The organism is Bacteroidota bacterium (assembly GCA_018698135.1).
Classification (GTDB): domain Bacteria; phylum Bacteroidota; class Bacteroidia; order CAILMK01; family JAAYUY01; genus JABINZ01.
The window spans coordinates 1-20,740 of sequence record JABINZ010000134.1; the positions used below are offsets into that span (position 1 = coordinate 1).

Annotated in this window: 23 protein-coding genes; 16 read left to right on the plus strand and 7 right to left on the minus strand. The window is 33.4% G+C overall.

The features are described 5' to 3' along the window. The first annotated feature begins 69 nt into the window (after positions 1 to 69). From HOG71_08690 to HOG71_08730, 9 genes are all read left to right on the plus strand, one after another. Complete coding sequence (locus HOG71_08690; GenBank protein ID MBT5990920.1) at positions 70 to 243, plus strand: hypothetical protein; 174 nt, start codon at positions 70 to 72, stop codon at positions 241 to 243. A 280-nt stretch (positions 244 to 523) separates the two neighbouring features. Continuing rightward, positions 524 to 937 carry a hypothetical protein gene (locus HOG71_08695; GenBank protein MBT5990921.1) on the plus strand — a complete coding sequence of 138 codons (414 nt, stop codon included), beginning with the start codon at positions 524 to 526 and terminating at the stop codon, positions 935 to 937. 293 nt (positions 938 to 1,230) lie between these two features. After that, positions 1,231 to 1,839 carry a helix-turn-helix domain-containing protein gene (locus tag HOG71_08700; GenBank protein ID MBT5990922.1) on the plus strand — a complete coding sequence of 203 codons (609 nt, stop codon included), beginning with the start codon at positions 1,231 to 1,233 and terminating at the stop codon, positions 1,837 to 1,839. A gap of 76 nt (positions 1,840 to 1,915) precedes the next feature. Next, positions 1,916 to 2,572, plus strand: coding sequence for a hypothetical protein (locus HOG71_08705; GenBank protein ID MBT5990923.1), 657 nt, complete (start codon positions 1,916 to 1,918; stop codon positions 2,570 to 2,572). 1 nt (position 2,573) lies between these two features. Further along, entirely contained in the window at positions 2,574 to 3,098 is a 525-nt protein-coding gene (locus HOG71_08710) for a hypothetical protein (protein MBT5990924.1), read from the plus strand. 230 nt (positions 3,099 to 3,328) lie between these two features. Then, positions 3,329 to 4,207 (plus strand): SUMF1/EgtB/PvdO family nonheme iron enzyme, encoded by an 879-nt coding sequence (locus tag HOG71_08715; protein MBT5990925.1) that lies wholly within the window; start codon positions 3,329 to 3,331, stop codon positions 4,205 to 4,207. Between the two features lie 208 nt (positions 4,208 to 4,415). After that, entirely contained in the window at positions 4,416 to 5,363 is a 948-nt protein-coding gene (locus tag HOG71_08720) for an SUMF1/EgtB/PvdO family nonheme iron enzyme (protein ID MBT5990926.1), read from the plus strand. A 21-nt stretch (positions 5,364 to 5,384) separates the two neighbouring features. Next, on the plus strand, positions 5,385 to 5,876 hold the full coding sequence (locus tag HOG71_08725; protein MBT5990927.1) for a hypothetical protein: 492 nt from the start codon (positions 5,385 to 5,387) through the stop codon (positions 5,874 to 5,876). A 90-nt stretch (positions 5,877 to 5,966) separates the two neighbouring features. After that, the gene (locus HOG71_08730; GenBank protein MBT5990928.1) at positions 5,967 to 6,629 is read left to right on the plus strand and encodes a PorT family protein; all 663 of its coding nucleotides are present in this window, start codon (positions 5,967 to 5,969) and stop codon (positions 6,627 to 6,629) included. Between the two features lie 139 nt (positions 6,630 to 6,768). On the opposite strand, the gene HOG71_08735 is transcribed toward HOG71_08730, so the two are convergent. After that, the gene (locus HOG71_08735; GenBank protein ID MBT5990929.1) at positions 6,769 to 7,836 is read right to left on the minus strand and encodes a methyltransferase; all 1,068 of its coding nucleotides are present in this window, start codon (positions 7,834 to 7,836) and stop codon (positions 6,769 to 6,771) included. 425 nt (positions 7,837 to 8,261) lie between these two features. Between HOG71_08735 and HOG71_08740 the strand changes: the two genes are divergently transcribed. From HOG71_08740 to HOG71_08770, 7 genes are all read left to right on the plus strand, one after another. Continuing rightward, entirely contained in the window at positions 8,262 to 8,561 is a 300-nt protein-coding gene (locus HOG71_08740) for a type II toxin-antitoxin system HigB family toxin (protein MBT5990930.1), read from the plus strand. A gap of 2 nt (positions 8,562 to 8,563) precedes the next feature. Next, a complete protein-coding gene (locus HOG71_08745; protein ID MBT5990931.1) occupies positions 8,564 to 8,914 on the plus strand; it encodes a hypothetical protein in 351 nt (116 codons plus the stop codon). Between the two features lie 42 nt (positions 8,915 to 8,956). Beyond that, on the plus strand, positions 8,957 to 9,391 hold the full coding sequence (locus tag HOG71_08750) for a hypothetical protein (protein ID MBT5990932.1): 435 nt from the start codon (positions 8,957 to 8,959) through the stop codon (positions 9,389 to 9,391). A gap of 496 nt (positions 9,392 to 9,887) precedes the next feature. Further along, positions 9,888 to 10,757: a cyanophycinase gene (locus HOG71_08755; GenBank protein ID MBT5990933.1), complete on the plus strand. Its 870-nt coding sequence runs from the start codon at positions 9,888 to 9,890 to the stop codon at positions 10,755 to 10,757. 10 nt (positions 10,758 to 10,767) lie between these two features. Then, entirely contained in the window at positions 10,768 to 13,404 is a 2,637-nt protein-coding gene (gene cphA, locus HOG71_08760) for a cyanophycin synthetase (GenBank protein ID MBT5990934.1), read from the plus strand. Further along, the gene (locus HOG71_08765; protein ID MBT5990935.1) at positions 13,401 to 14,333 is read left to right on the plus strand and encodes an isoaspartyl peptidase/L-asparaginase; all 933 of its coding nucleotides are present in this window, start codon (positions 13,401 to 13,403) and stop codon (positions 14,331 to 14,333) included. The genes cphA and HOG71_08765 overlap by 4 nt, the downstream gene beginning before the upstream one ends. A 251-nt stretch (positions 14,334 to 14,584) precedes the next feature. After that, the gene (locus HOG71_08770; GenBank protein ID MBT5990936.1) at positions 14,585 to 16,162 is read left to right on the plus strand and encodes a M28 family peptidase; all 1,578 of its coding nucleotides are present in this window, start codon (positions 14,585 to 14,587) and stop codon (positions 16,160 to 16,162) included. A gap of 24 nt (positions 16,163 to 16,186) precedes the next feature. Here the strand turns inward: HOG71_08770 and HOG71_08775 are convergent, their stop codons facing one another. From HOG71_08775 to HOG71_08800, 6 genes are all read right to left on the minus strand, one after another. Then, complete coding sequence (locus HOG71_08775; GenBank protein ID MBT5990937.1) at positions 16,187 to 17,170, minus strand: hypothetical protein; 984 nt, start codon at positions 17,168 to 17,170, stop codon at positions 16,187 to 16,189. Positions 17,171 to 17,180: 10 nt separating this feature from the next. Beyond that, positions 17,181 to 17,834 carry a hypothetical protein gene (locus HOG71_08780; GenBank protein MBT5990938.1) on the minus strand — a complete coding sequence of 218 codons (654 nt, stop codon included), beginning with the start codon at positions 17,832 to 17,834 and terminating at the stop codon, positions 17,181 to 17,183. Continuing rightward, the gene (locus HOG71_08785; protein ID MBT5990939.1) at positions 17,821 to 18,366 is read right to left on the minus strand and encodes a sigma-70 family RNA polymerase sigma factor; all 546 of its coding nucleotides are present in this window, start codon (positions 18,364 to 18,366) and stop codon (positions 17,821 to 17,823) included. Before HOG71_08785 ends, HOG71_08780 begins: the two co-directional genes overlap by 14 nt. Before the next feature lie 353 nt (positions 18,367 to 18,719). Continuing rightward, positions 18,720 to 19,016, minus strand: a complete 297-nt coding sequence (locus tag HOG71_08790; GenBank protein MBT5990940.1) for a hypothetical protein — start codon at positions 19,014 to 19,016, stop codon at positions 18,720 to 18,722. Positions 19,017 to 19,043: 27 nt separating this feature from the next. After that, positions 19,044 to 19,979, minus strand: coding sequence for a T9SS type A sorting domain-containing protein (locus tag HOG71_08795; GenBank protein MBT5990941.1), 936 nt, complete (start codon positions 19,977 to 19,979; stop codon positions 19,044 to 19,046). Between the two features lie 118 nt (positions 19,980 to 20,097). Then, positions 20,098 to 20,730 (minus strand): hypothetical protein, encoded by a 633-nt coding sequence (locus tag HOG71_08800; GenBank protein ID MBT5990942.1) that lies wholly within the window; start codon positions 20,728 to 20,730, stop codon positions 20,098 to 20,100. Positions 20,731 to 20,740: the final 10 nt, after the last annotated feature.

Sequence of the window (20,740 nt, forward strand, 5' to 3'; positions counted from 1 at the left end):
ATTTTCAGGAGTTTCTCCTGGGCATTAATACCAACAATTTTTGTGAGCTATTGGCAAGTATTTGCCTTAATGAGAACTGCTTACCTTATTCATTGGCTACCAACTACTTTCAAAAGCAAATACATCAATTGGTTTAAGGCAACACCCGTTTGGGTTAAGCTTGCCATTGTAATTTTAGTTGTATTTGTTTGTTACCAAGCCAAATCAGCTGATGTACAGCCCTTTATATATTTTCAGTTTTAGGATCGATTTCAATTCAAATAGTAATAGCAAAATGTTTATGACTTTTGAAACAGCCCTTGTTTAAAGCATTATCAGAACATTGCATTTGGTACTTCTACCCAATAATATTCATCAACACTTTCCATCAGAAAGCAAATATCTAATTTAGCTATATTTGAATAGAGATTATATTAGCACAAAGCCAACTTATTTCATAAACAATGTGCTATTGGATCTTTGATAGAAGGGAGTTAGCTGTTGTACGAATAAATAATTGAATAAACAAACAAATACAAATGGTATGAATTATAAAGAAAAAATTGGAACCAAAGAGAATCCAATGGTTCTCAAGACTCCACCATTGTCTTCAGAATACACTATGCATGTTGATGAAAAAGACGGAAAGGAAATTTTGGTGTGCACTGTTAAATCAACCGTACTTCATTACGACAGCCATTGTCTGAAAGACTTACATACAATGCTCATTGAGCACAATGACTGGATGGAACTTGGGAGCAAAGATGAAAAGGTAGAAACCAAAGAAGGAACTGTAGAGCATTGGGGTCGCTCGCCAAAGAACCCAATCGGAGGGTGGTATGGTTTAAAAAAAGGATTCAAAGGTCGATTTGGCATGTATATCCCACCTCTCATGGAAGCACTCGGACTCGCTGAAGTGACTCACGAAAAACGAGGAAATAAAATGAAAGCCAAATAAGAACAGTAGGTAACATCCCCATTAAGCTAAGTCAATAAAGTCAACCTTCGTTATAAATTCGGCTGACAAAGACTGCCTGCGTTGAAACTTCGGCTGACAAAGACTGCCTACGTTGAAACTTCGGCTGACAAAGGTTTTAGGATATTAGGGATTGAAAAAATAAGTATTATTGCCAATGCGGTTATTTGGCCTTAAAATTAGCTCACTGCACCAATGACGTAAAAATGACATACTCTTGACGCAAACTAGAAAAATGATTAAACTTAATATTGTTCTGAACTAAAAATTTTAACATGAAGAATAACGTTTTAGCGAAACGTGTGAAAGAACTAAGAATGAGAAATGGATATTCTCAAGAAGAATTATCTGATTTATCTGGTTTAAGTTTGCGAACTATACAAAGAATCGAAGGAGGAGAAAATGAACCAAGGGGTGATTCTTTGAAAAGATTATCAAATGTATTTAATGTGACTCCAGAAACACTAACTGATTGGACAATAAAAGTAGATATTGGATACCTCACGAACCTTAATCTTGCGTCATTAACATTCATATTCTTTCCATTACTTGGAATATTGGTTCCGCTTATTATGTGGATTTCAAAAAAAGATACAATAAGCCATGTTAAGTTGCTTGGAAAACAAATAATGAATTTTCAAATTACATGGACAATTCTATTTTTTCTTGGATATTTCATAATTGTTCTTAACCTAGCAAACAACGCAAACCCATTAAATACATTCTCTCCAGAAATATTAGTGACTAATTTGAAAAGAATAATCTTATTTATTGGAATAATGTATTTGTTTAACATTACTATGATAATTATAAATACAGTGAGAATCGCAAATGAAAAAGATGCTAAATATTTTCCAAAAATATCTTTTCTTGGAAATCAATAATGCCACATAATGCTGATCCATTGGCAGCAATAAAATGTTAAAACACTATTTTTGTTTGTAAATGTAAATATTTATAATGATCAGACTACTCGCAATACTGGCATTGGGCTTATTTATAATATCATGTGAAAAAGCTAATTATAGCCCAAATACTCCTGAAAAAATTATTTTATTCTTTGATGACTTTGATGACTCAAAAAATTGGGAAATAACTAATCCACCAGATTCTATTGATAATAATATTTCTATTTCTAATGGAGCAATGATCGCTAGCGTTTTAAGTACAAAACCAGCGATGTTGATTTCTATGGCGAATGCTCAAATAGTGGATTCATTATTAAGAGATTCAACAATAACGAAATTTGGAATTAGGATAAAATTGCGCGATGGTGATATCCATTATCATTTCAATTGGCCTCCTTACGGTAGTAATGGCATCAAGTTTACAATAGACTATGGGTATTATCAAATTGTAATCCCGAATTATATTATTGGTCAAAATGTTATTCTGCCCTATGGGAAAGAGTATATAGCGGAATATGATAATGGGCTTATAAAATTTTTTGTTGATGGGGTTGAGTTTAATAATAAATATGTGTATTTAGAGAAAGATAAATATTTATACAGTGGACGTTCAAATCTTCAGGTATGGATGGATGGATTTTTTATTAATAATCCATCCTATAATCATAAAGTTGAAATTGATTTTATAGAATTTTATGTTTACAAATAAAATGACAAATAAGAATCTATTAAGAATCATAAGCTCATCATTGTTTGTTATACTCATAGGCATAATCCTTAATCTTTTTTATCAAACAAAAGAGATTGGCTATGTATTACTTAACATAGGTGCTGTTGTTGGACAATTATCAGGAATATATCTACTCTTTCGAAATAGTATGCTCCAAACTACAGTTTTTTGGAAAATCATAAAATTTTTCATTGGATTAACAATTTTAGGAGCTTTATTCAAAATCCAACATTGGGTCGGTGCAGGTATTTTACTTTTAATCTCTCAACTAGGAATATGTGCAACTTACACCATACGATTCTTGTTGAAGAAATATAAAAAGCGATTAGATATTTTAAAATTTCTATACATTTTTTCAGCCACAACTACCTATATACTTACTGTACAGCATTGGATAAGAGGAGAGTATAGACTATTTCCACTATTAATATTTTGGATTCTTCTATTAGATTTTATCATGTCAAGTTTTGATTTAAGAATAATATTTAAGACAAATAAAGAATAACGGGTATCAATACGAACTTTCGGGATGGGGAAAAGAAGAGTTATTGTCACCGCAAAAAGCTCAAACGTTAGCTGTGAAGAAAATCCAAAAAACCAGACTTTATAAAATTAACAACAGATAATATTAAAACGAAGAATAATAAAAATATACTAATCTGACCTTAACTACGTTATTTCTTGTAATTGAAAATGCTGAATACCATGAGTAATTAATTATTAAACACATCTATTATGAAAGCAATAATAAAATTTTCAATTCTGTTCTGCTTTTTAGCTGCTCAGCTTACCATAATTAGTGCTCAAAATAAGACACAAAAACTTAAGGTGAAGAAGCCTAAGGCTACTGTAAAAGAAATTGACGAATCGCTTGCAAAGGTATATGACAGTTTGTATGCCAGCAAATATGAATTGTCCAATAAGCTTTACAGAATGTTTGAGTATGATCTTTTAAAATCTAATCAATCCGAATTTTTTAAAATTGCTTTAATTGATTCAAATGTATGGACATCACCAAATGAACCAATGGTTATATATTATCACAGACATCCTAATTATAATGATTACCCTGTTGTAGGTGTTTCACACGAAGCAGCAAAATTATTTTGCAATTGGCTGACTGATAAATACAATATCAGTCCAAAACGAAAGTTTAAAAAGGTGATATTTAGGCTGCCAACTGAAAGTGAATGGGAATTGGCAGCACGTGGTGGAAGACTAAACACTGTTTATCCCTGGGGGGGGCCGTATTTAAGAAATTCAAAAGGAAGGTTTTTGTGTAATTTCCAAAATATCGGTGATGAGAATATCATATATGATTCATTGACTAATAAATTTGTTGTAGAGTTTTATAATAGCCCCAATAAAGCTGATACTATTATTTCAGGGACACTTTTAAGAACCACTGTCCCGGTAACATCCTTTTATAATAATAATATTGGATTGTATAATATTGCTGGAAATGTGGCGGAAATGGTCAATGAAAAAGGAATTTCACGAGGAGGTGGTTGGAGAAGTCCAGGTGGTGATGTACAAAATGAATCAAGGGCATTTTATTCTAAACCTGATAATGATCTTGGATTCAGGATTTTTATGGTTGTGATAGAAGAGTGATCTGAAAGCCAAAATATTTCTATAATAAACTCAACAGACCTTAAAAAAACATACCTAATTATTGATAATATTCCGGCTGAAAATGAAGACAAGATAAAGAATAGAATACATGAAACAAAGAATTAGTAAAAAATTCTTAGTGACTTAATAAAAACGTTAATCATTTTACTATAAAGAATTGTTAGTGCAATTATTAAACACATCTATTATGAAAGCAATAATAAAAATTTCAATTCTGTTCTGCTTTTTAGCTGCTCAGCTTACCATAATTAGTGCTCAAAATATGACACCTTATGTTAAGATGAAGAGGTATAAGACTTATGTAAAAGAAATTGACAAATCCCTATCACAGGTTCATGACAGTTTGTATGCCAGCAAATATGAATTATCCAACCTGCTTTACAGAGTGTTTTTTTTCTCAATTGAGCAAGACCTTAAAAATCCCCATCATACTGAATTATTAAAAATTGCCACAGTTGATTCAAATGTTTGGAGTCCAAAACTGGATGTAAATGAACCTATGACAAGGTTCTACTTCAGGCATCCGGCTTATAATGATTACCCTGTTGTAGGTGTTTCACACGAAGCAGCAAAATTATTTTGCACATGGCTGACTGATAAATACAATAGCAGTCCAAAACGTAAGTTTAAAAAGGTGCTATTTAGGCTGCCAACTGAAAAAGAATGGGAATTAGCTGCAGGTGGTGGCAGACAAAACGCTGATTATCCCTGGGGGGGGCCGTATTTAAGAAATTCAGAAGGAAGGGCTTTGTGTAATTACCAAAGTATAGGTGATGAGAATATCATATATGATTCATTGACTAATAAATTTGTTGTGGAATTTACAAATACCCCCTATGCATATTATAAAAATTATTTTGTGGGACATAAAAATAGCCGCTATACATATGATACTTCTAGTTCAGGACAAAATATTTTTGCAGCCACTGAACCAGTAGCCTCCTATTTTGCTAATAATATTGGATTGTATAACATAGCTGGAAATGTGGCGGAAATGGTCAATGAAAAAGGAATTTCACGAGGAGGCAGTTGGAAAAGTCCCGGTGGTGAAGTACAAATTAAATCAAGGGCATTTTATTCTAAACCAACTAATGATCTTGGATTCAGATTTTTTATGGAGATCATGGAAAAGTGATATGAAAACCAAAAAATGAAAATGAAATTAACGATTATAATATTTGGCATTTTATTATTGATATCATCATGTAAAAAAGAAACCAATTATGGATATTGGATTGGCATTCATAATAGAACGACAAAAGAAATTCAAGTCAAGGTTTTTCCAAAATCAGAGTTAATAAAAGGAGATCAATATAAAATTTCCTCTTACAATGATTATTCAGATATGGTATTTACAATTGCTCCAAATGAAACTGAGAATCTTTATCAATCAGCTAAATTGGATTATGAACCGGAATTATTATTAAAAGAAATATTTGATAGTATTGCTATAGAAATAAAACTCGATTCGACAGTTGTGATAAAATTTAGACCAGAATCTGTAGAGAATTATTCAAGAAACATGTATGCAAAGAATTCAATCTGGCACTTTATTTTGAAAGAAGGATCAGAAAGGACTAGTTTAAGTTCAATACCATTTGAAATCCAGGATTATCAATTTGAAATAAAAGAGGAAGAAATAAGATAAATACGGCACACAGTACCAGCTTAAAGTATTACTTTGCTATTCGCTTCATACTACTCAAAGTTGAATCCTTATGCCAATTAAGAAAAAATCATGAGAATAATATTTTTATTAATCGCATTATTATCATCTACTATAATTCTTGCGCAAGATTTGTCAATTGGTTATGAGATTGGATTGATTTCATCTTCAAACTCTGACTACAATCGATTAGATATTGAAAATAGGCGAAATACCGATTATTTTGGTGTAAATTTTCAAAAAACGATGAATCAAAGCATATCATTTGGCTCTGGTTTACAATTTCTTAAGCAAGGCTATAAACATGGAACATGTTACATTGTTCCTGATGATGTGAAAAATGAAGTAGTAGGTAAGTTAAATTATTTAGTTGTTCCAGCAACAATCAACACTCACCTCGGCAAATCAAAAAGATTTATTGCGAATTTTGGTATATATGGAGCTGTTAATATAAAAGCAGTACAAGATATCCCTGACGAAATAATTGGTGGATGTGCAATAGGTTATATTGATAATTTAAGACGATTTACAAAAAGGTTTGGTGTTGGTGGGATTCTGGAACTTGGCTATGAGGTGTATAGGCATGATAAATTTCAGATTAATACATTGGTCAAGTACTATCAAGGCTTTAGTAATACCAAAAAATATCCAGATCCAAATGTTATCGTTCCATGGATGGCCAAATATAATTCTGCAATAATATCAGTAAGTTTAAATTATAAAATCGGCATTTAAAGGGTTTCTGTAAAATAGGAATGCAGGAAGAGAAGTTTATTGCCACACAACAAAGCTCCACCTTTGGAATTGATTATGTCCGTAAAAACCCCAATTATTCCTATACATGAAAGCACGGTTTCGCTATACTTCTAAAAGCTTATATATTAATCAGAACCCAAAGCTCTACTTCTTCGGATGAGCGCCAGTGCGGATCTCGCTTTGTTTTTTCAGAAGCAGCCTTCACTGTTTTTTTCAAACATTTTTCCAATTGAAACCTCCCTCCTTCGGTTAGTTCCTTCTCTATCGGATGGTCTTTAGTTACATTCGTTATCTGAGCTAAATTTGAGAATAAAATGACCAGCTTTCCTTCCGGTAATAGTCTCTTTTTTGCCCCTTCAAAAAAATCAGGGAATAAATTTTCATTGTAATATATAGCTTCGTCATTTCCTTCCGGGTCATATGATGCTGGTAACCAAGGTGGATTAAAAACAATTAATTCGGTCTGTTTTTCCCATTTACCAAAAAGATGTCCAAAATCTAATTCAATCTTTCTCGACAACTTAGTATCAGCCATAAACTCTGTTAGTCCAACAATGGCATTGGGATTTGTGTCTGTAGCAAAAACCTTCTGAAAACCATACTTTATCATTTGAAAAGAAAGCACACCACTCCCTACCCCAACATCAATTGCAAACTTTTTAGGTCCTTCATAACGTTTTAACCAATTGTCGAAAAGAATCAAATGCTCAAAACGTGTAGGAAAATAAGTACCGTAATACGGATGTATTTTATTTCGCAATACAGGAATGGAAATTCCATTTTTGTACCACTGCCAAGCACTATTTAGTCCTTGAACCTGAGGAAAGGGCAATAAGAACTCACTGGTTTCTGGATAAAGCTTTTCTAACCACCCAATAAAAGGCGATTTTTTTACCTTCAATTTATGATCTTCAATTTCTATAAAAATTAGATTTGACAGCTTACGATATTCTGACCGATACTCACGTTGCTCCTGAAAGGATTTATTAGGCAACTTTTTAAAAAGATGCATTTGCAACTCCTTGAGAAGTAGAGTTCCATTGCTGTAAAACTCTGTCACTAATACTGGTTTCCCCGCTTCTAATGCTTTAATTGTAAGCTTAACATCAGTCGTGCGATTAAACAACTCCAATTGTTTTCCAGAAGCAATAGGTTCTGGCTTGTTTACATTAATATCTTCAATCATTAAATGGTTTTACTTTCGCTTATAGTGAACGAAATTTGTTTTGTAATTTCTATGACTTTGTTTTTTTAAGGCGTCATAACAATTCTTAAAAACATTAATATGGTCTAGAAGTCTTTAAAATTGTTCTGGATAGGTTTTTAATATCACCAGATAAATCATATTAGACAAAGATACCTATTTAAACCCCACTATAGTTATATACCAATTGGATTATGAAATGCTTGCATAAAATCTATTGACGATAAAGTCAGCTTTCGTTAAAACTTTGGGTGACAAAGGTTTTCTTTGAGGATGGTGAAGTAAAGAGTAAGTTCCCTCCCAACGTGCCAAACCATTGTATCACATTGCTTAGTATAATAAAACAACCAACTAGAACAAAATATCCCAAATTGGGAAATGCGGATTAATTTTTGTATATTTGCATAATGAGAATTATTGCATTTCGGACTATACGGGATTTTTTTGAGAGACCTGAGTACTCAGATTCCGAGGCATCTTTAAGAGCATGGTATCATGATGTTAAAAAAGCAGAGTGGAAAAATTCAAATGAACTAAAACAGCTATATAAAAATGCAAGTATTCTTGGAGAAGGAAAAGTGGTTTTTAATATAAAAGGCAATGATTACAGATTAGTAGTTGCAATTGACTATGATTTTCAAGTGATTTTTATAAGATTTATTGGAACTCATAAGCAATACGACAAAATTGATGCTAAAACGATTTGATTATGGAAATTAGACCAATAAAAACAGAGCAAGACTATAATTCAGCCTTAGAAAGGATTGAAGAATTATGGGGCGCCAAAAAAGATACTCCAAAAGGTGATGAATTGGACTTACTAGTAACTTTAGTTGAATCTTATGAAATGAAACATTACCCAATTGCACCTCCTGACCCAATAGATGCAATTAAATTTCGGATGGAACAGATGGGTATGAAAAAAGAAGATATGGTTAAATATCTTGGAAGCCAAAGTAGAGTAAGCGAAATTTTGAACAGGAAAAGAAAGTTGACCCTTAAAATGGTAAAGGCATTGTATAAAGGATTAAAAATACCTGCAGATATTTTGTTAGCCTGATTGACAAATAATCAAAGAACCAAACCATAATTAATTAAGAATATGAAAGGAACTTGGAATGGGTATTACACATATAATAACCAAGCAGCCCAAGAGGCTATTGGACACCAAATGACTTATTTCAAATTGAAAATTAAAGAAATTAATCAAGAGTATTTTACAGGAGAAGTCTCTGATGATCTTGAATCTGGGGGTTCAGCTGGGATTGGTTTTATTAAAGGAGTAATCAATAAACGAAATGTTGATTTTATTAAAGAAATGCCAATTAATACAATAATAGATTTTGATGGGAAAAGGAGAGAATTTGACAGGAAGCATCCCAAGATATATTATTCTGGGATATTAAGTTTAGATAATAAAACCATAGAGGGTGAATGGAGATTTAAATTTGGATTCATGTTTATTGGTTTTTTACCCATTCCTGTTCTCCCGACTAAAGGGAAATTTGAAATGAGGAAACAATTCATCGAAGAATAGTAAAAACAGTTCAAAATAAGCCGTAATGAGGGACTTCTATTCCTATTTTGTAATCCTTACCCCATTCGTTTTCTTGATCATATTGATAGTTGTAAATGAGAATATCAGATCGTTTATTTAAACGTTTCCTTTATCGTTGTTTTCAGTATCTTTACAACTGCAAAAAGTTATAATTACCTTTTGTATTAATAAACACAAAAATTCTAGTAGAAAATTAGTATTAACAAAATCTTAATAGGTTGGTTCAACACATTAATGATTTTATTCCTACAAAATATCACAATCATTACAAAAAAGAAATAGCAAAAATTGAGGACATGCAATAGACGTTTTCAGAGAATTAGTCCTTTATAAATTCTCAATTGCAATAACATTATAACAAACTTCAAACTGTTTCTTTGTCCGATATAGATAGCCGATTTTCAAAAGCTTTTGGCCTATCGGGACTTTCTACTGAGAATAATTTTTCCTTAACAAATTGAGTTAAACATGTATGATGAAAGAGGCAAAGGATTTTGAAAAGAACAACGGTGTTATAGTGCCAAAAGGCTTGTTAGTGGCTGTTGGCGGAAACGAAGACAAAGAACATGATTTATTCGTATTACGAAAAATTGTTTCTTTAGTAAAAAAAGACCTCGTTCTTATTGAGATTATTACCACTGCCAGTGAAATACCAGAAGAAGTTGGCAAAATGTATCAGAGAGCATTTGACAAGATTGACAATACAGCTGTTCAATTTATGCACATAAGAACAAGAGAGCAAACAGAAGAGGAACAATATATAGAACGACTAAAAAAATGCCACATTATATTTTTCACAGGTGGCGATCAACTTCGAATTACAAGTATATTAGGAGGTACAGTATTTATGGATGTTATAAAAAACAAATACCATACTGAAGAGTGTATTGTAGCTGGAACAAGTGCAGGAGCAACAGCCATGTCGCAAACAATGATTTTTGATGGAGAAAGTGCAGAAGCCTTGGTAAAGGGATCTGTTAATGTTACAGCTGGCATGGGCTTAGTTCAAAATATAATAATCGATAGCCACTTTATTAAAAGAGGTCGTTTTAGTCGTTTAATGGAACTAATCACCTCAACCCCAGGTCATCTTGGAATTGGATTGGGTGAGGACACCGGTATCATTATTAGAAAGGGATATTTGATTGAGGCAATAGGAAATGGCTTGGTGGCAATTTTTAATGGGAAACGCATCCAGTATTCCAATATTTATTCAATAAAAATAGGAGAAGCCATTGCTGTTGAAAATATGCAAGTGCATACCTTAGTTAATGGTTACGGCTATGATGTTTTAAATGAGATGTTTCTCCAACCATCGGAATTGGAGAAATTACTTACTAATTAATTATTTTATTATGGAAATACGTGAAATACGCGCATTAAGAGGTGCAAACTATTATTCCAGATACCCTGTTATCTACATGCAAGTGGCTCTTGGTGAACTGGAAGAAAAACCATCGGATACAATCCCAGGATTCAAAACCAGAATTGAAAAAATACTTCCATCTCTTATTGAACACCAATGCTCTCCAGGCCATCGTGGCGGATTCTTTGAGCGCCTTGACAGAGGCACTTGGGCCGGTCATATTGCAGAACATATTGCTATTGAAATTCAATGTCTGGCACAAATGGAGGTTGGCTTTGGGAAAACATATAGTACCGATGATTATGGAATATACAATATAGTATATAGATATAGAGACGAAGAAGTTGGAATAGAAGCGGGTAAATACGCAGTGCAAATAGTTAATAACCTATTTAATAGTCAGGAAACTGACATACCTCCAATCATTCAGCGATTAAAGGAAATAAGAGAAAATAACCTTTTTGGCCCATCGACTCAATCTATTGTTTCTGAAGCTAATAACAGGTCTATTCCGGTCATAAGATTAAATGATGACAGCTATGTTCAGCTTGGCTATGGTATTCATCAAAGAAGAATTCAGGCAACTATTATTGATACGACCTCTGCTATTGGAGTTGAAATAGCTGATGATAAAAAACGGACAAAAGATTTGCTTTCGGGAATGGGTATACCTGTTCCTAAAGGGTATTCGGTAGAAACTTTATCTGAAGCATTGGAAGCAGCTGAAACCATAGGATATCCAGTTGCCATCAAACCCGTTTCAGGCAATCATGGAAGAGGCATTACCACCAATATATTAAGCCCTTCAGATTTGGAAACATCATTCCAAAATGCAAAAAAATTCAGTGAATATCTTGTGGTTGAAAAATTCCTATCTGGCTCAGATTATCGTATGCTGGTTATCGATGGGAAATTTATAGCTGCATCCAGAAGAGATCCTGCATCTATTGTTGGTGATGGGAAATCCACCATTCAGCAATTGGTAAATGAGATAAATCTTGACCCAAACAGAGGTTTTGGTCACGAGAAAATTCTCACTCGTATTGCAATTGATTACATGACAGAGCGTCTTTTGAGTCAAAAACAATTGACGCTGCAATCAATTATTCCGAAAGACGAGAAACTCTATATCAAATCTACAGCAAATTTAAGTGCAGGAGGAATCGCTATTGATGTAACGGATGAAGTGCATCCGATGACAAAAACAATAGCAGAACGCATATCTCAAATCGTAGGATTAAATGTAATTGGTATCGATCTTATTACAAGTGACCATAGAATTCCATTATCAAATGACAATGGAGGCGTTATCGAAGTTAATGCAGCACCAGGTTTTCGTATGCATGTAAACCCATTTGAAGGGAAATCCAAAAATGTAGCAGGAGCAATTGTAGACATGCTTTTCCCTCCAGGGTCTAAATTCGACATTCCCATTGTAGCGGTTACGGGTACAAATGGAAAAACAACCACTACCCGACTCATTTCGCATATAATTGGGCTGAATGGAAACATTGTTGGAATGACATCAACAGATGGGATTGTTTTTGGCAATGACTTGATTCTTGAAGGTGATTATAGCGGGCCTGAAGGTGCAAAAATTGTACTGAGGGATGCATCTATAGATCATGCAGTATTGGAAGTAGCAAGAGGAGGAATTATTCGGAGGGGGCTTGGATATGAAGAAAGTGATGTTGCTGTGGTGACAAATATCACACAGGATCATCTCGGTGAAGGAGGAATTAACACCCTCGAAGAACTCGCCAGATTAAAAGGCACTATTGTGGAGGCAATAAAACCATCAGGTTACGCAGTATTGAATGCAGATGATGATTTGGTCTTGACACTAAAAGAGAAAACAAAAGGGCGCGTAATCCTATTTTCTATCAATCACAATAATCCTGAATTGCAAAAACACCATGCCGAAGGACATATTATTGTAACTCTTATTGATGGAGTCATTATCATTCAACAAGGATCTTTGATCTCTACTGTTGCTAACGTAATTGAAATACCTCTCACCCTTAATGGTAATGCCTTATTCAATGTGTCAAATACTCTAGCCGCAGTTGGGGCAACCTATGCATTAGGATTAAACGAGAAACAAATAAGAGCTGGTGTTATCAGTTTCAGCCCATCCATTGGTCAATCTCCAGGCAGAATGAATATTATTGACATGGGTAAATTTAAGGTGATGATTGACTACAGTCATAATATTGGAGCCGTTATAGCTACAGGAAAAATGCTTCCTTTTGTTGCTCCGGGGAAAAAAATTAGAATGGCAGTAGGTACAGGAAATCGCAGAACCCAAGATATAATTGATTTCGGAGAAAGCCTTGCTGAATTTTATGATTATGTAGTGATTAAAGATACTGATCCGCGCGATAGAGCCCCCGGGGAAACATGCGAACTGGTAAAACAGGGTTTACTTAAAGCTGGTTATTCTAAAGATAATATAGATATTATAATTGATGGAAGAGAAGCTACACAAAAAGCCCTGAATATGGCATCTGATGGCGATATTGTTGTTCTTCAAGCAGATGATATACAACAAGTGATTCAAGATGTGATCGATTATAAAGAAATACTGGCCGAAGAAATACTTCGTGCTTTAAAACTTGAAAAATGAGCAAAATTGCTATAGCCATACATGGTGGTGCAGGTACAGTCTTAAAAAAATATATTACTACTGAACAAGAAGCGGCTTATAAAAAAGCCCTAAAGCAGGCATTAGATGTTGGCTATGCTGCCCTCGAACAAAACAAAACTGCAGTGGATGCAGTGGAATTATCAATTATTGAAATGGAAAATTCTCCATTGTTTAATGCTGGAAAAGGGGCAGTTTTTTCAAATAAAGGTACTCACGAAATGGATGCTTCTATCATGGAAGGGAAAACACTTTATGCCGGAGCTGTAGCCTTAGTACAAAGCATAAAAAACCCTATTTCTTTGGCAAGATTAATCATGGATAAATCAGAACATGTAATGCTTGCAGGTGAAGGGGCCATTGAGTTTGCTAAGAAAATGAAATGCAAGTTTGAACAAGACAGCTACTTCTATGATGAATTCAGATATCAACAATGGTTGGAAGTGAAAGGTTCGGATAAAGTTCAGTTAGATCATTCAGTAAATAAAAATAAAAAGATAGGAACCATTGGGGCTGTTGCTTTTGATGCTTTTGGAAATCTTGCTGCTGGTACATCTACAGGAGGAGTAACCAATAAAAAGATTGGTCGAATTGGCGATAGCCCAATAATTGGTAGTGGAACCTACGCCAATAACCTCACATGTGCGATTTCTTGCACTGGTACGGGAGAGTTTTTTATGAGAGGGGTGGTTGCCTATGATATTTCCTGTTTAATGGAATACAAAGGAATGAGCATAGTTGATGCTTGCCATGAGGTTGTAAACAATAAATTATTGAAATTAGGTGGAGATGGTGGCCTTGTAGGAGTAGATGCTTGTGGAAACATTGCTATATCCTTTAATACCGAAGGGATGTACCGTGCTTATAAACAATCTGATAAATCAGAAGTGATAGCTATTTACAAGGATTAATATAAATACTTGTTCCTTTATAGGGTATATACAAAGTATTGTAAAACCAATTACAATATGGAAAGAAGCAGCTCACAAAATTTTTCATCAACATAATTTTAAATTAATAATGAAAAATTTATGTAGGTTTGAGCCGCCAAAAGTCAGTTATATGAAACGAACATGAGTAAAATATTCCTCATATTGGGGGATGATTATCATGTGAGTTCTCCCGAGTTATTCGGGAACCTTAAAAAAATAATTATAGACATATGAAATACCTAAAATTCATTTTCCCCCTATTTATTTTATCCTTATTTGCATTCCAAACTACAGATGGTGATGATCCGGTTATTGCTAAAATCATAGAAATCGGACAAACCGACAACCAGGCCATGGATCATTTAGATATTTTGTGCAACCGATTTGGTGGTCGACCCATTGGTTCTGACGCGTATGAAAATGCAGCAAATTGGGCTGCCTTTAAATTCAAAGAATGGGGAATGGACGTTGAATTGGATGAAGCGGGCGAATTGCCTATCGGTTTTAACAGAGGTCCATGGTTTGGGAAAATGCTTGATGTTGATGGCTTTCATTTGCATTTTGCAACCCCGTCTTATACGGCCGGAACCAAAGGAGTGCAAAGAGGTGAAGTTTTGATTGAGCCAAAAACACAGGCTGAATTCAACAACATAAAAGGTAAACTCAAAGGAGCCTGGGTTTTGATTACTGGTGTGAACGATGGTTTTCCGATTGATATTTCAGCCAAAGCTGACCAAATAAGAGACTCTATTGTTGCATTAAATAAAGAAATTGATAAAGAGAACGATGTCATTCGTAGAGAAAACAGGCATAGTAAAAAACAGAAAGAGCTTCTACCCTACTATGAAGAGCCAGCTTTGTTCTACCGACAAATGGTAGAAGCTGGAATATTGGGTATTATTCAGTCATCAAAGCTTCCCATAAGGGCTATGTATGATCGAAAGAATATCATGAGTATGACGTTTGAGAATCTGCCAAGCGTACCCGATATTAAGCTTGACGAACATCAATATAAAATCATAGAGCAGAAAGTGAAAGAAAGATTATACTTTCAGTTAGAATTTGATATTCGCAATCATTTCAAAATGGGTCCCATTAAATATCACAATGTAATTGGCATTATTCCTGGAACCGAATTTCCAGATGAATATGTAATTATGGGTGGACATTTGGATGCTTATGATGTAGCCACCGGAGGCGTTGATGATGGTTCAGGAGCTACACCTGCCATGGAAGCGGCCCGCCTGATTATGAAAGCTGGGGGAAAACCAAAGCGGACTATTCTGGTTTGTTTATGGGCTGGAGAAGAATTTGGTTTGTTGGGTTCAACCAGTTGGATTTTGCGAAATGAAGACAAACTGGGGAAAATATCCAATATGTTTAATCGTGATGGAGGACCTGCTGTAACCACAGGAATAAGTGTAACTGAAGCCATGCTTGATGATATGGAAAAGATTTGTGCACCACTAAACAGCATCAATCCTGAGTTCCCTTTTGAAATTAAAACCAAGGAAGCTCGTCAGCAACCGCTTAAACCATGGGGAACTGATAGTGGTCCTTTTGCAGTTATGGGTGTTCCTACCATGACATTTAGCACAGGATATCCAAGAGGTGACAATTTCGATTATCATGAAATTTGGCATACCGAAAGGGATTTATATAATAAAAGTATACCTGATTATCAGGAGCATACAGCCATTGTTACGGCTGTAGTCGTATATGGCGTTGCTAATTTAGATCATTTGTTGGATAGAGAAGGTTATTATATCCCCTCCAAAGAAAAAGGCACATTGCAGTATTTGAAATAGAAGATGGAATAACATGATTTGCTTTTAGAATCCAATACCAATGCCCATAAATAAATACGATTTTTTATTATTCTTAATTTTGTATGTATCGAAATGCAACCATGTATTCTTGCCTGAACTCATTACAAGTCCAAATTTATAGCTTATAGGGTTTTCAAATAATTGCATTTCAGAACCCAAGGGATATCCGAATTCAAAACCAAACCAATTTCCTATATTACCATACCATGGTAATGTTTTCCTTCTGAAACCTAAACAAATATGACTAGCTCCTTCAAGTTTTTCCACCGCTGAATTATAGGTACTTAATGTAGATACGGTAGAATATATAAAAATTTCGTCTTCATTTTTAACAGTCCACATATAACCAATACCTGATGTTAAAACATTGGCAATTCTGCCATTTATTATACCAAATTGAGCACTATATATGATGTCATATACATAACTTTTATTAATCTTAAACCTATAGTTTTCTGATTTTTTGAGACTATCATTAATATACTCATAATGGAATGAATTACACCACCTGTTTCTTCTTGGCAATTCTTCCAGACTCTGATTAATTAAGCTTTGAATAGTCGTATCATTCAAATACGCTAAATCAGCAAAAAAAACATCAATTTGATAATGCCAATCCTTAATAACTAATTTGTGAATTAATGTCTGGCTATGAAAAAGTTGATCTTTTCCCAGACTATAAATACTAGCACTTTCAGCAGCAGTAATTTTTAAAAAATTCCCATTCACAAATTCGATAGAATAGGATGAATACACTGGAATTGAATCTTTTACTGAATTAAAAACAGTTAAAAACTGATTATAAATTGTATCAATACTTTTAAACTGATAATCGTCAGCATAGTTTACTAAATGCATATTTAAATATACATTTTCACTATATCTAATTTGGATTAAATCATTGAATTCATTCTCTTCCTGAGCTACCACATTCAAAGTGAACAGAATAAATACGATAGAAATCAAACTTAATGCTAATGTCTTCATTTTTAGGTTATTATAATTTTATTCGTAAAGCTGAAAATTGAGCTTCTTCAGCATGTTCTGTATTAAATTTCCTTATTCTAATTCCAAACCTTACTTTTTCCTGTGGTCTGGTTTTATTTGATTTTAAATCAACCTGAAATGAGGTTGGGGTAGATGAAGTGTGAGAATTACTTGCAATAGTTTTAATCAATTCTTTTTCAATTATCACCGTATCATAAATAATATGAGTAATAAACTGAGGTTCTTCGGTTTGATAAATACGGATAGTGTCGTATTCAATTATGTTGATTATTTCCTGGGTATTACTAATACTTCCCTCTTTTTCAATCAAATAATCATTCTCTGTCAAACTAAGCTTCAGTCCTTCATTTTCAGACTGATAAACAGCAATAATGTCCTGATTTTGATTAACCTTTGTTTTCAGTTCTTCAATCACATTAAGTAACTGGTTGGACTGAAAATCTCTGTTCAAATACAAGTAAATAGTTGAAGTAGAGAGAAATATTATCAGTAAAAGTGCGGCAATTCTAAACCACAAAAAGTTATTCTTTTTACTCAAATCAATTTTATTCCAAACATTCTCTTTTACATCTTCTGCATTTTGGGCAATAGGATATGAAGTATCCAATATTTTTCTTAATTCGTTTTCTTTATTCTTTTTCATAATCATCTACTTTAACCAATTTGTTCCTGAGTTGAGTTTTAGCTCTATGCAAATGAGATTTTGATGTATTAACTGGAATTTTCAGTTTATCAGCTATTTCCTGATGTGAATATTCGTCAAGTACAAATAGATTGAATACTAGTTTTTGTGCTATTGGCAACTCGTTAATTTGTGCATATAATTTTTCACAGTCAATAGATGAATCAAAATAATCATCCAAATTTTCATCCATATAATGCTCAATCTCATCTGGATAGAAAACTATTCTTTTCTTCTCAACAAACCTGAGCGATTCATTTATGACAATAGTATTTATCCATTTATTTAAACTTCCTTCACCCCTGTTTTCAAAGGAAACTATTTTCTTAAATATTCTTGTGAATGCCAGACTCAGTATATCTTCAACATCATGGTGATTTCCAAGATACCTAAAAGCTAAATGAAAACATTGTTGATAGTATCTATCAAATAGAATTCGCTGTGCAAGTGTATTCTTTTCTTTACAATGAAATATCAGGTCAGCTTCAGTCAAGGTTGCTTTCTTTTTTATATGAACCCTTTATATTAGAAAAAGGTTGCAGTGACAATAAAAATACTGATATTATTTATAAAAAAAGACTCTGTATAATTTCTGATAACAAATCTTAGATAAAGAAGGTTATTATATCCCCTCCAAAGAAAAGGGTACATTGCAGTATTTGAAATAGATAATTCTTGAAAGTATATTAACGTATACCCTTTATTATGCTACAAACATATTTACTTAATACCATTCATATTTAGACCACTGATTCGCAGAAATTTCAATGTCTCCTGAAAACAAATCAGTGGAATCTGTGGCAATTTTTACATCATAGGTACAATTGCGGATATTCAATTATAGTATTATTTAGATTTCAAAAACTTGATATTACTACTTACCAATCGATAAAGAAGCATAGAAATAACAAATTGAACCAATGTTTTGTATTCGTAATCTTCCATCCTTTCATAGAATTCTTCAAATGCTCTAAATTGATGTGTAAGAATAAGAATTACTCCTAGTTGAAAAAAAATGGTTGCTATAAAAATAGTCAGATGAAGAATTAATTTAGCAAATCCTACTAATCCACTTGTGAAAAACATCGATACTTCATCTAGAAATAATCGAATTCCTTTTTGCACAAATGATTTAATTCGCATGAATGGAAATGACTAATATGTTATCGGTTATTTGAAAATCAACTTTCCTGAGCCAATCAATTCCTGTTCAGAGTCAAATACTTTATAAAAATAAACACCATTTGGTTCGGCCTTTCTATAAATTTTTGCATTTCCCATACCCAGTGCTTCATTCCTAACTTGCTGACCTAATGAATTATAGAGTTCAAAACTTAATTGATTTTGAAGCGAAGCAGAAAAGTCAATAGTAAAAGCATCTTGCACGGGATTTGGATATACATTTAACTGATCCTGAACGACATATTGTTCTTTGATTGAAGTATAAATATGGTTAACTTCAGCTGATGTTAAGCTACATCCAAACACTTTAAAATTATCTATTGAACCTTTGAAAAACTTATCATACTTTCTACCACATCCAACACGGGTATTGGTATCACCATCCACACTTCCCGTTCCGTAAAGCATATTTCCTGAATATACCTCTTGTCCATTAAAATAGTACTTAACATAATTCACATCTACAGTAAAAGCAATAAAATACCATGTTTCAAGAGAAATTGCTTGATTAAATTGATTGCCATCCTTACCAACATTGTATTTGATGTTGTATTGAGTACCATCGTGGTTTACATTGATAATATTTTTGCCATAAAGCAGACTTGGATTATCATTATTAAAAATGATGGTTGTTTCCATTTTATCCTCAACATAAACCCAAAAACTAACTGATCTGTTAGGATAATCAAAAGCATTATCGAGTACAATATATTCATCCTGCCCATTGAAATGAAAAGCAGAATTAGCATCCCCAAGATATCCTTCCACAGCATCAGCACCATAATTAACAGCCTGAACCCCTTTTAGTGAATAATCATCAACATTTCCTTCAAATCGGAAATCAGCTTGCAAACAGCTATCATGTTGTGCAATTCCATACAATGATAATAGTGAGCAAATAAAGACAAGTATTAGTTTTTGCATAATCCTTAATTTAAATTGAAAAGAATTTGTTTCACTAAGCAATATACGCTTTAATTACTTATTTCCAAAGAGAATTCCAGCATTGAAATTCTCAATATTCATGGAATTGGATATAAGATTACATTTTAATAAAAGTTGAGTCTTCTACTTCATCGTTTTCATATTCTCTCACATGCATTTTTTCCCTTTCCATTTCATAAATATGTTGTAATTCCACACTATCAGGATAGGTAAGATAGTCTTCATATGCCTGGATATATTCCAAAGGAGCATTTTTATGATGATATTTCATCAAACTAACATTGGGAATATTGAATAATACAAAAGCCACGATACCAATTGGAAGTATTCTCCTCATCAAATTCAAATAAAAATCATCTTTTGCTTTTAAAAGCTTAACTGCAGCTATAATTAAAGAAACAAGCAAAGTAAGCAAGCCCAATTTGAGCATGATGGTCGCTCCTTTCCAGAGTTGAATTTTAAATAAGATTCCCAGTAAGAGAATGGAAAAAACCCAAGCTGTTGCAAATGTTCCGAATGCACGCCAATAATTTTCATCTTCCTTTAGCACCTTCTGATAAGCCGCTTTGATAGGCAATTCGCTACATAAAGGCAATAATGCAAATAAATAGAAAATAGCTAAAGCCTGAAATCCCAATACATGCAAAATTCCTCCACCCGGAATATGCAAAACTTTTAATAGGGCACCAAGCAAAATAAGTAAGACGAAGCCGAGTTCTGTTTTTTTCATTTTAATCGTG

Bases quoted from the DNA above. Each gene is read 5' to 3' on its own strand.
- HOG71_08775 (MBT5990937.1), bottom strand. From the start codon at position 17,170: ATGAAGACATTAGCATTAAGTTTGATTTCTATCGTATTTATTCTGTTC.
- HOG71_08750 (MBT5990932.1), top strand. From the start codon at position 8,957: ATGAAAGGAACTTGGAATGGGTATTACACATATAATAACCAAGCAGCC.
- HOG71_08740 (MBT5990930.1), top strand. From the start codon at position 8,262: ATGAGAATTATTGCATTTCGGACTATACGGGATTTTTTTGAGAGACCT.
- HOG71_08770 (MBT5990936.1), top strand. From the start codon at position 14,585: ATGAAATACCTAAAATTCATTTTCCCCCTATTTATTTTATCCTTATTT.
- HOG71_08735 (MBT5990929.1), bottom strand. From the start codon at position 7,836: ATGATTGAAGATATTAATGTAAACAAGCCAGAACCTATTGCTTCTGGA.
- HOG71_08730 (MBT5990928.1), top strand. From the start codon at position 5,967: ATGAGAATAATATTTTTATTAATCGCATTATTATCATCTACTATAATT.
- HOG71_08780 (MBT5990938.1), bottom strand. From the start codon at position 17,834: ATGAAAAAGAATAAAGAAAACGAATTAAGAAAAATATTGGATACTTCA.
- HOG71_08705 (MBT5990923.1), top strand. From the start codon at position 1,916: ATGATCAGACTACTCGCAATACTGGCATTGGGCTTATTTATAATATCA.
- HOG71_08715 (MBT5990925.1), top strand. From the start codon at position 3,329: ATGAAAGCAATAATAAAATTTTCAATTCTGTTCTGCTTTTTAGCTGCT.
- HOG71_08720 (MBT5990926.1), top strand. From the start codon at position 4,416: ATGAAAGCAATAATAAAAATTTCAATTCTGTTCTGCTTTTTAGCTGCT.
- HOG71_08700 (MBT5990922.1), top strand. From the start codon at position 1,231: ATGAAGAATAACGTTTTAGCGAAACGTGTGAAAGAACTAAGAATGAGA.
- HOG71_08790 (MBT5990940.1), bottom strand. From the start codon at position 19,016: ATGCGAATTAAATCATTTGTGCAAAAAGGAATTCGATTATTTCTAGAT.
- HOG71_08800 (MBT5990942.1), bottom strand. From the start codon at position 20,730: ATGAAAAAAACAGAACTCGGCTTCGTCTTACTTATTTTGCTTGGTGCC.
- HOG71_08725 (MBT5990927.1), top strand. From the start codon at position 5,385: ATGAAATTAACGATTATAATATTTGGCATTTTATTATTGATATCATCA.
- HOG71_08755 (MBT5990933.1), top strand. From the start codon at position 9,888: ATGAAAGAGGCAAAGGATTTTGAAAAGAACAACGGTGTTATAGTGCCA.
- cphA (MBT5990934.1), top strand. From the start codon at position 10,768: ATGGAAATACGTGAAATACGCGCATTAAGAGGTGCAAACTATTATTCC.
- HOG71_08690 (MBT5990920.1), top strand. From the start codon at position 70: ATGAGAACTGCTTACCTTATTCATTGGCTACCAACTACTTTCAAAAGC.
- HOG71_08745 (MBT5990931.1), top strand. From the start codon at position 8,564: ATGGAAATTAGACCAATAAAAACAGAGCAAGACTATAATTCAGCCTTA.
- HOG71_08765 (MBT5990935.1), top strand. From the start codon at position 13,401: ATGAGCAAAATTGCTATAGCCATACATGGTGGTGCAGGTACAGTCTTA.
- HOG71_08710 (MBT5990924.1), top strand. From the start codon at position 2,574: ATGACAAATAAGAATCTATTAAGAATCATAAGCTCATCATTGTTTGTT.
- HOG71_08695 (MBT5990921.1), top strand. From the start codon at position 524: ATGAATTATAAAGAAAAAATTGGAACCAAAGAGAATCCAATGGTTCTC.
- HOG71_08795 (MBT5990941.1), bottom strand. From the start codon at position 19,979: ATGCAAAAACTAATACTTGTCTTTATTTGCTCACTATTATCATTGTAT.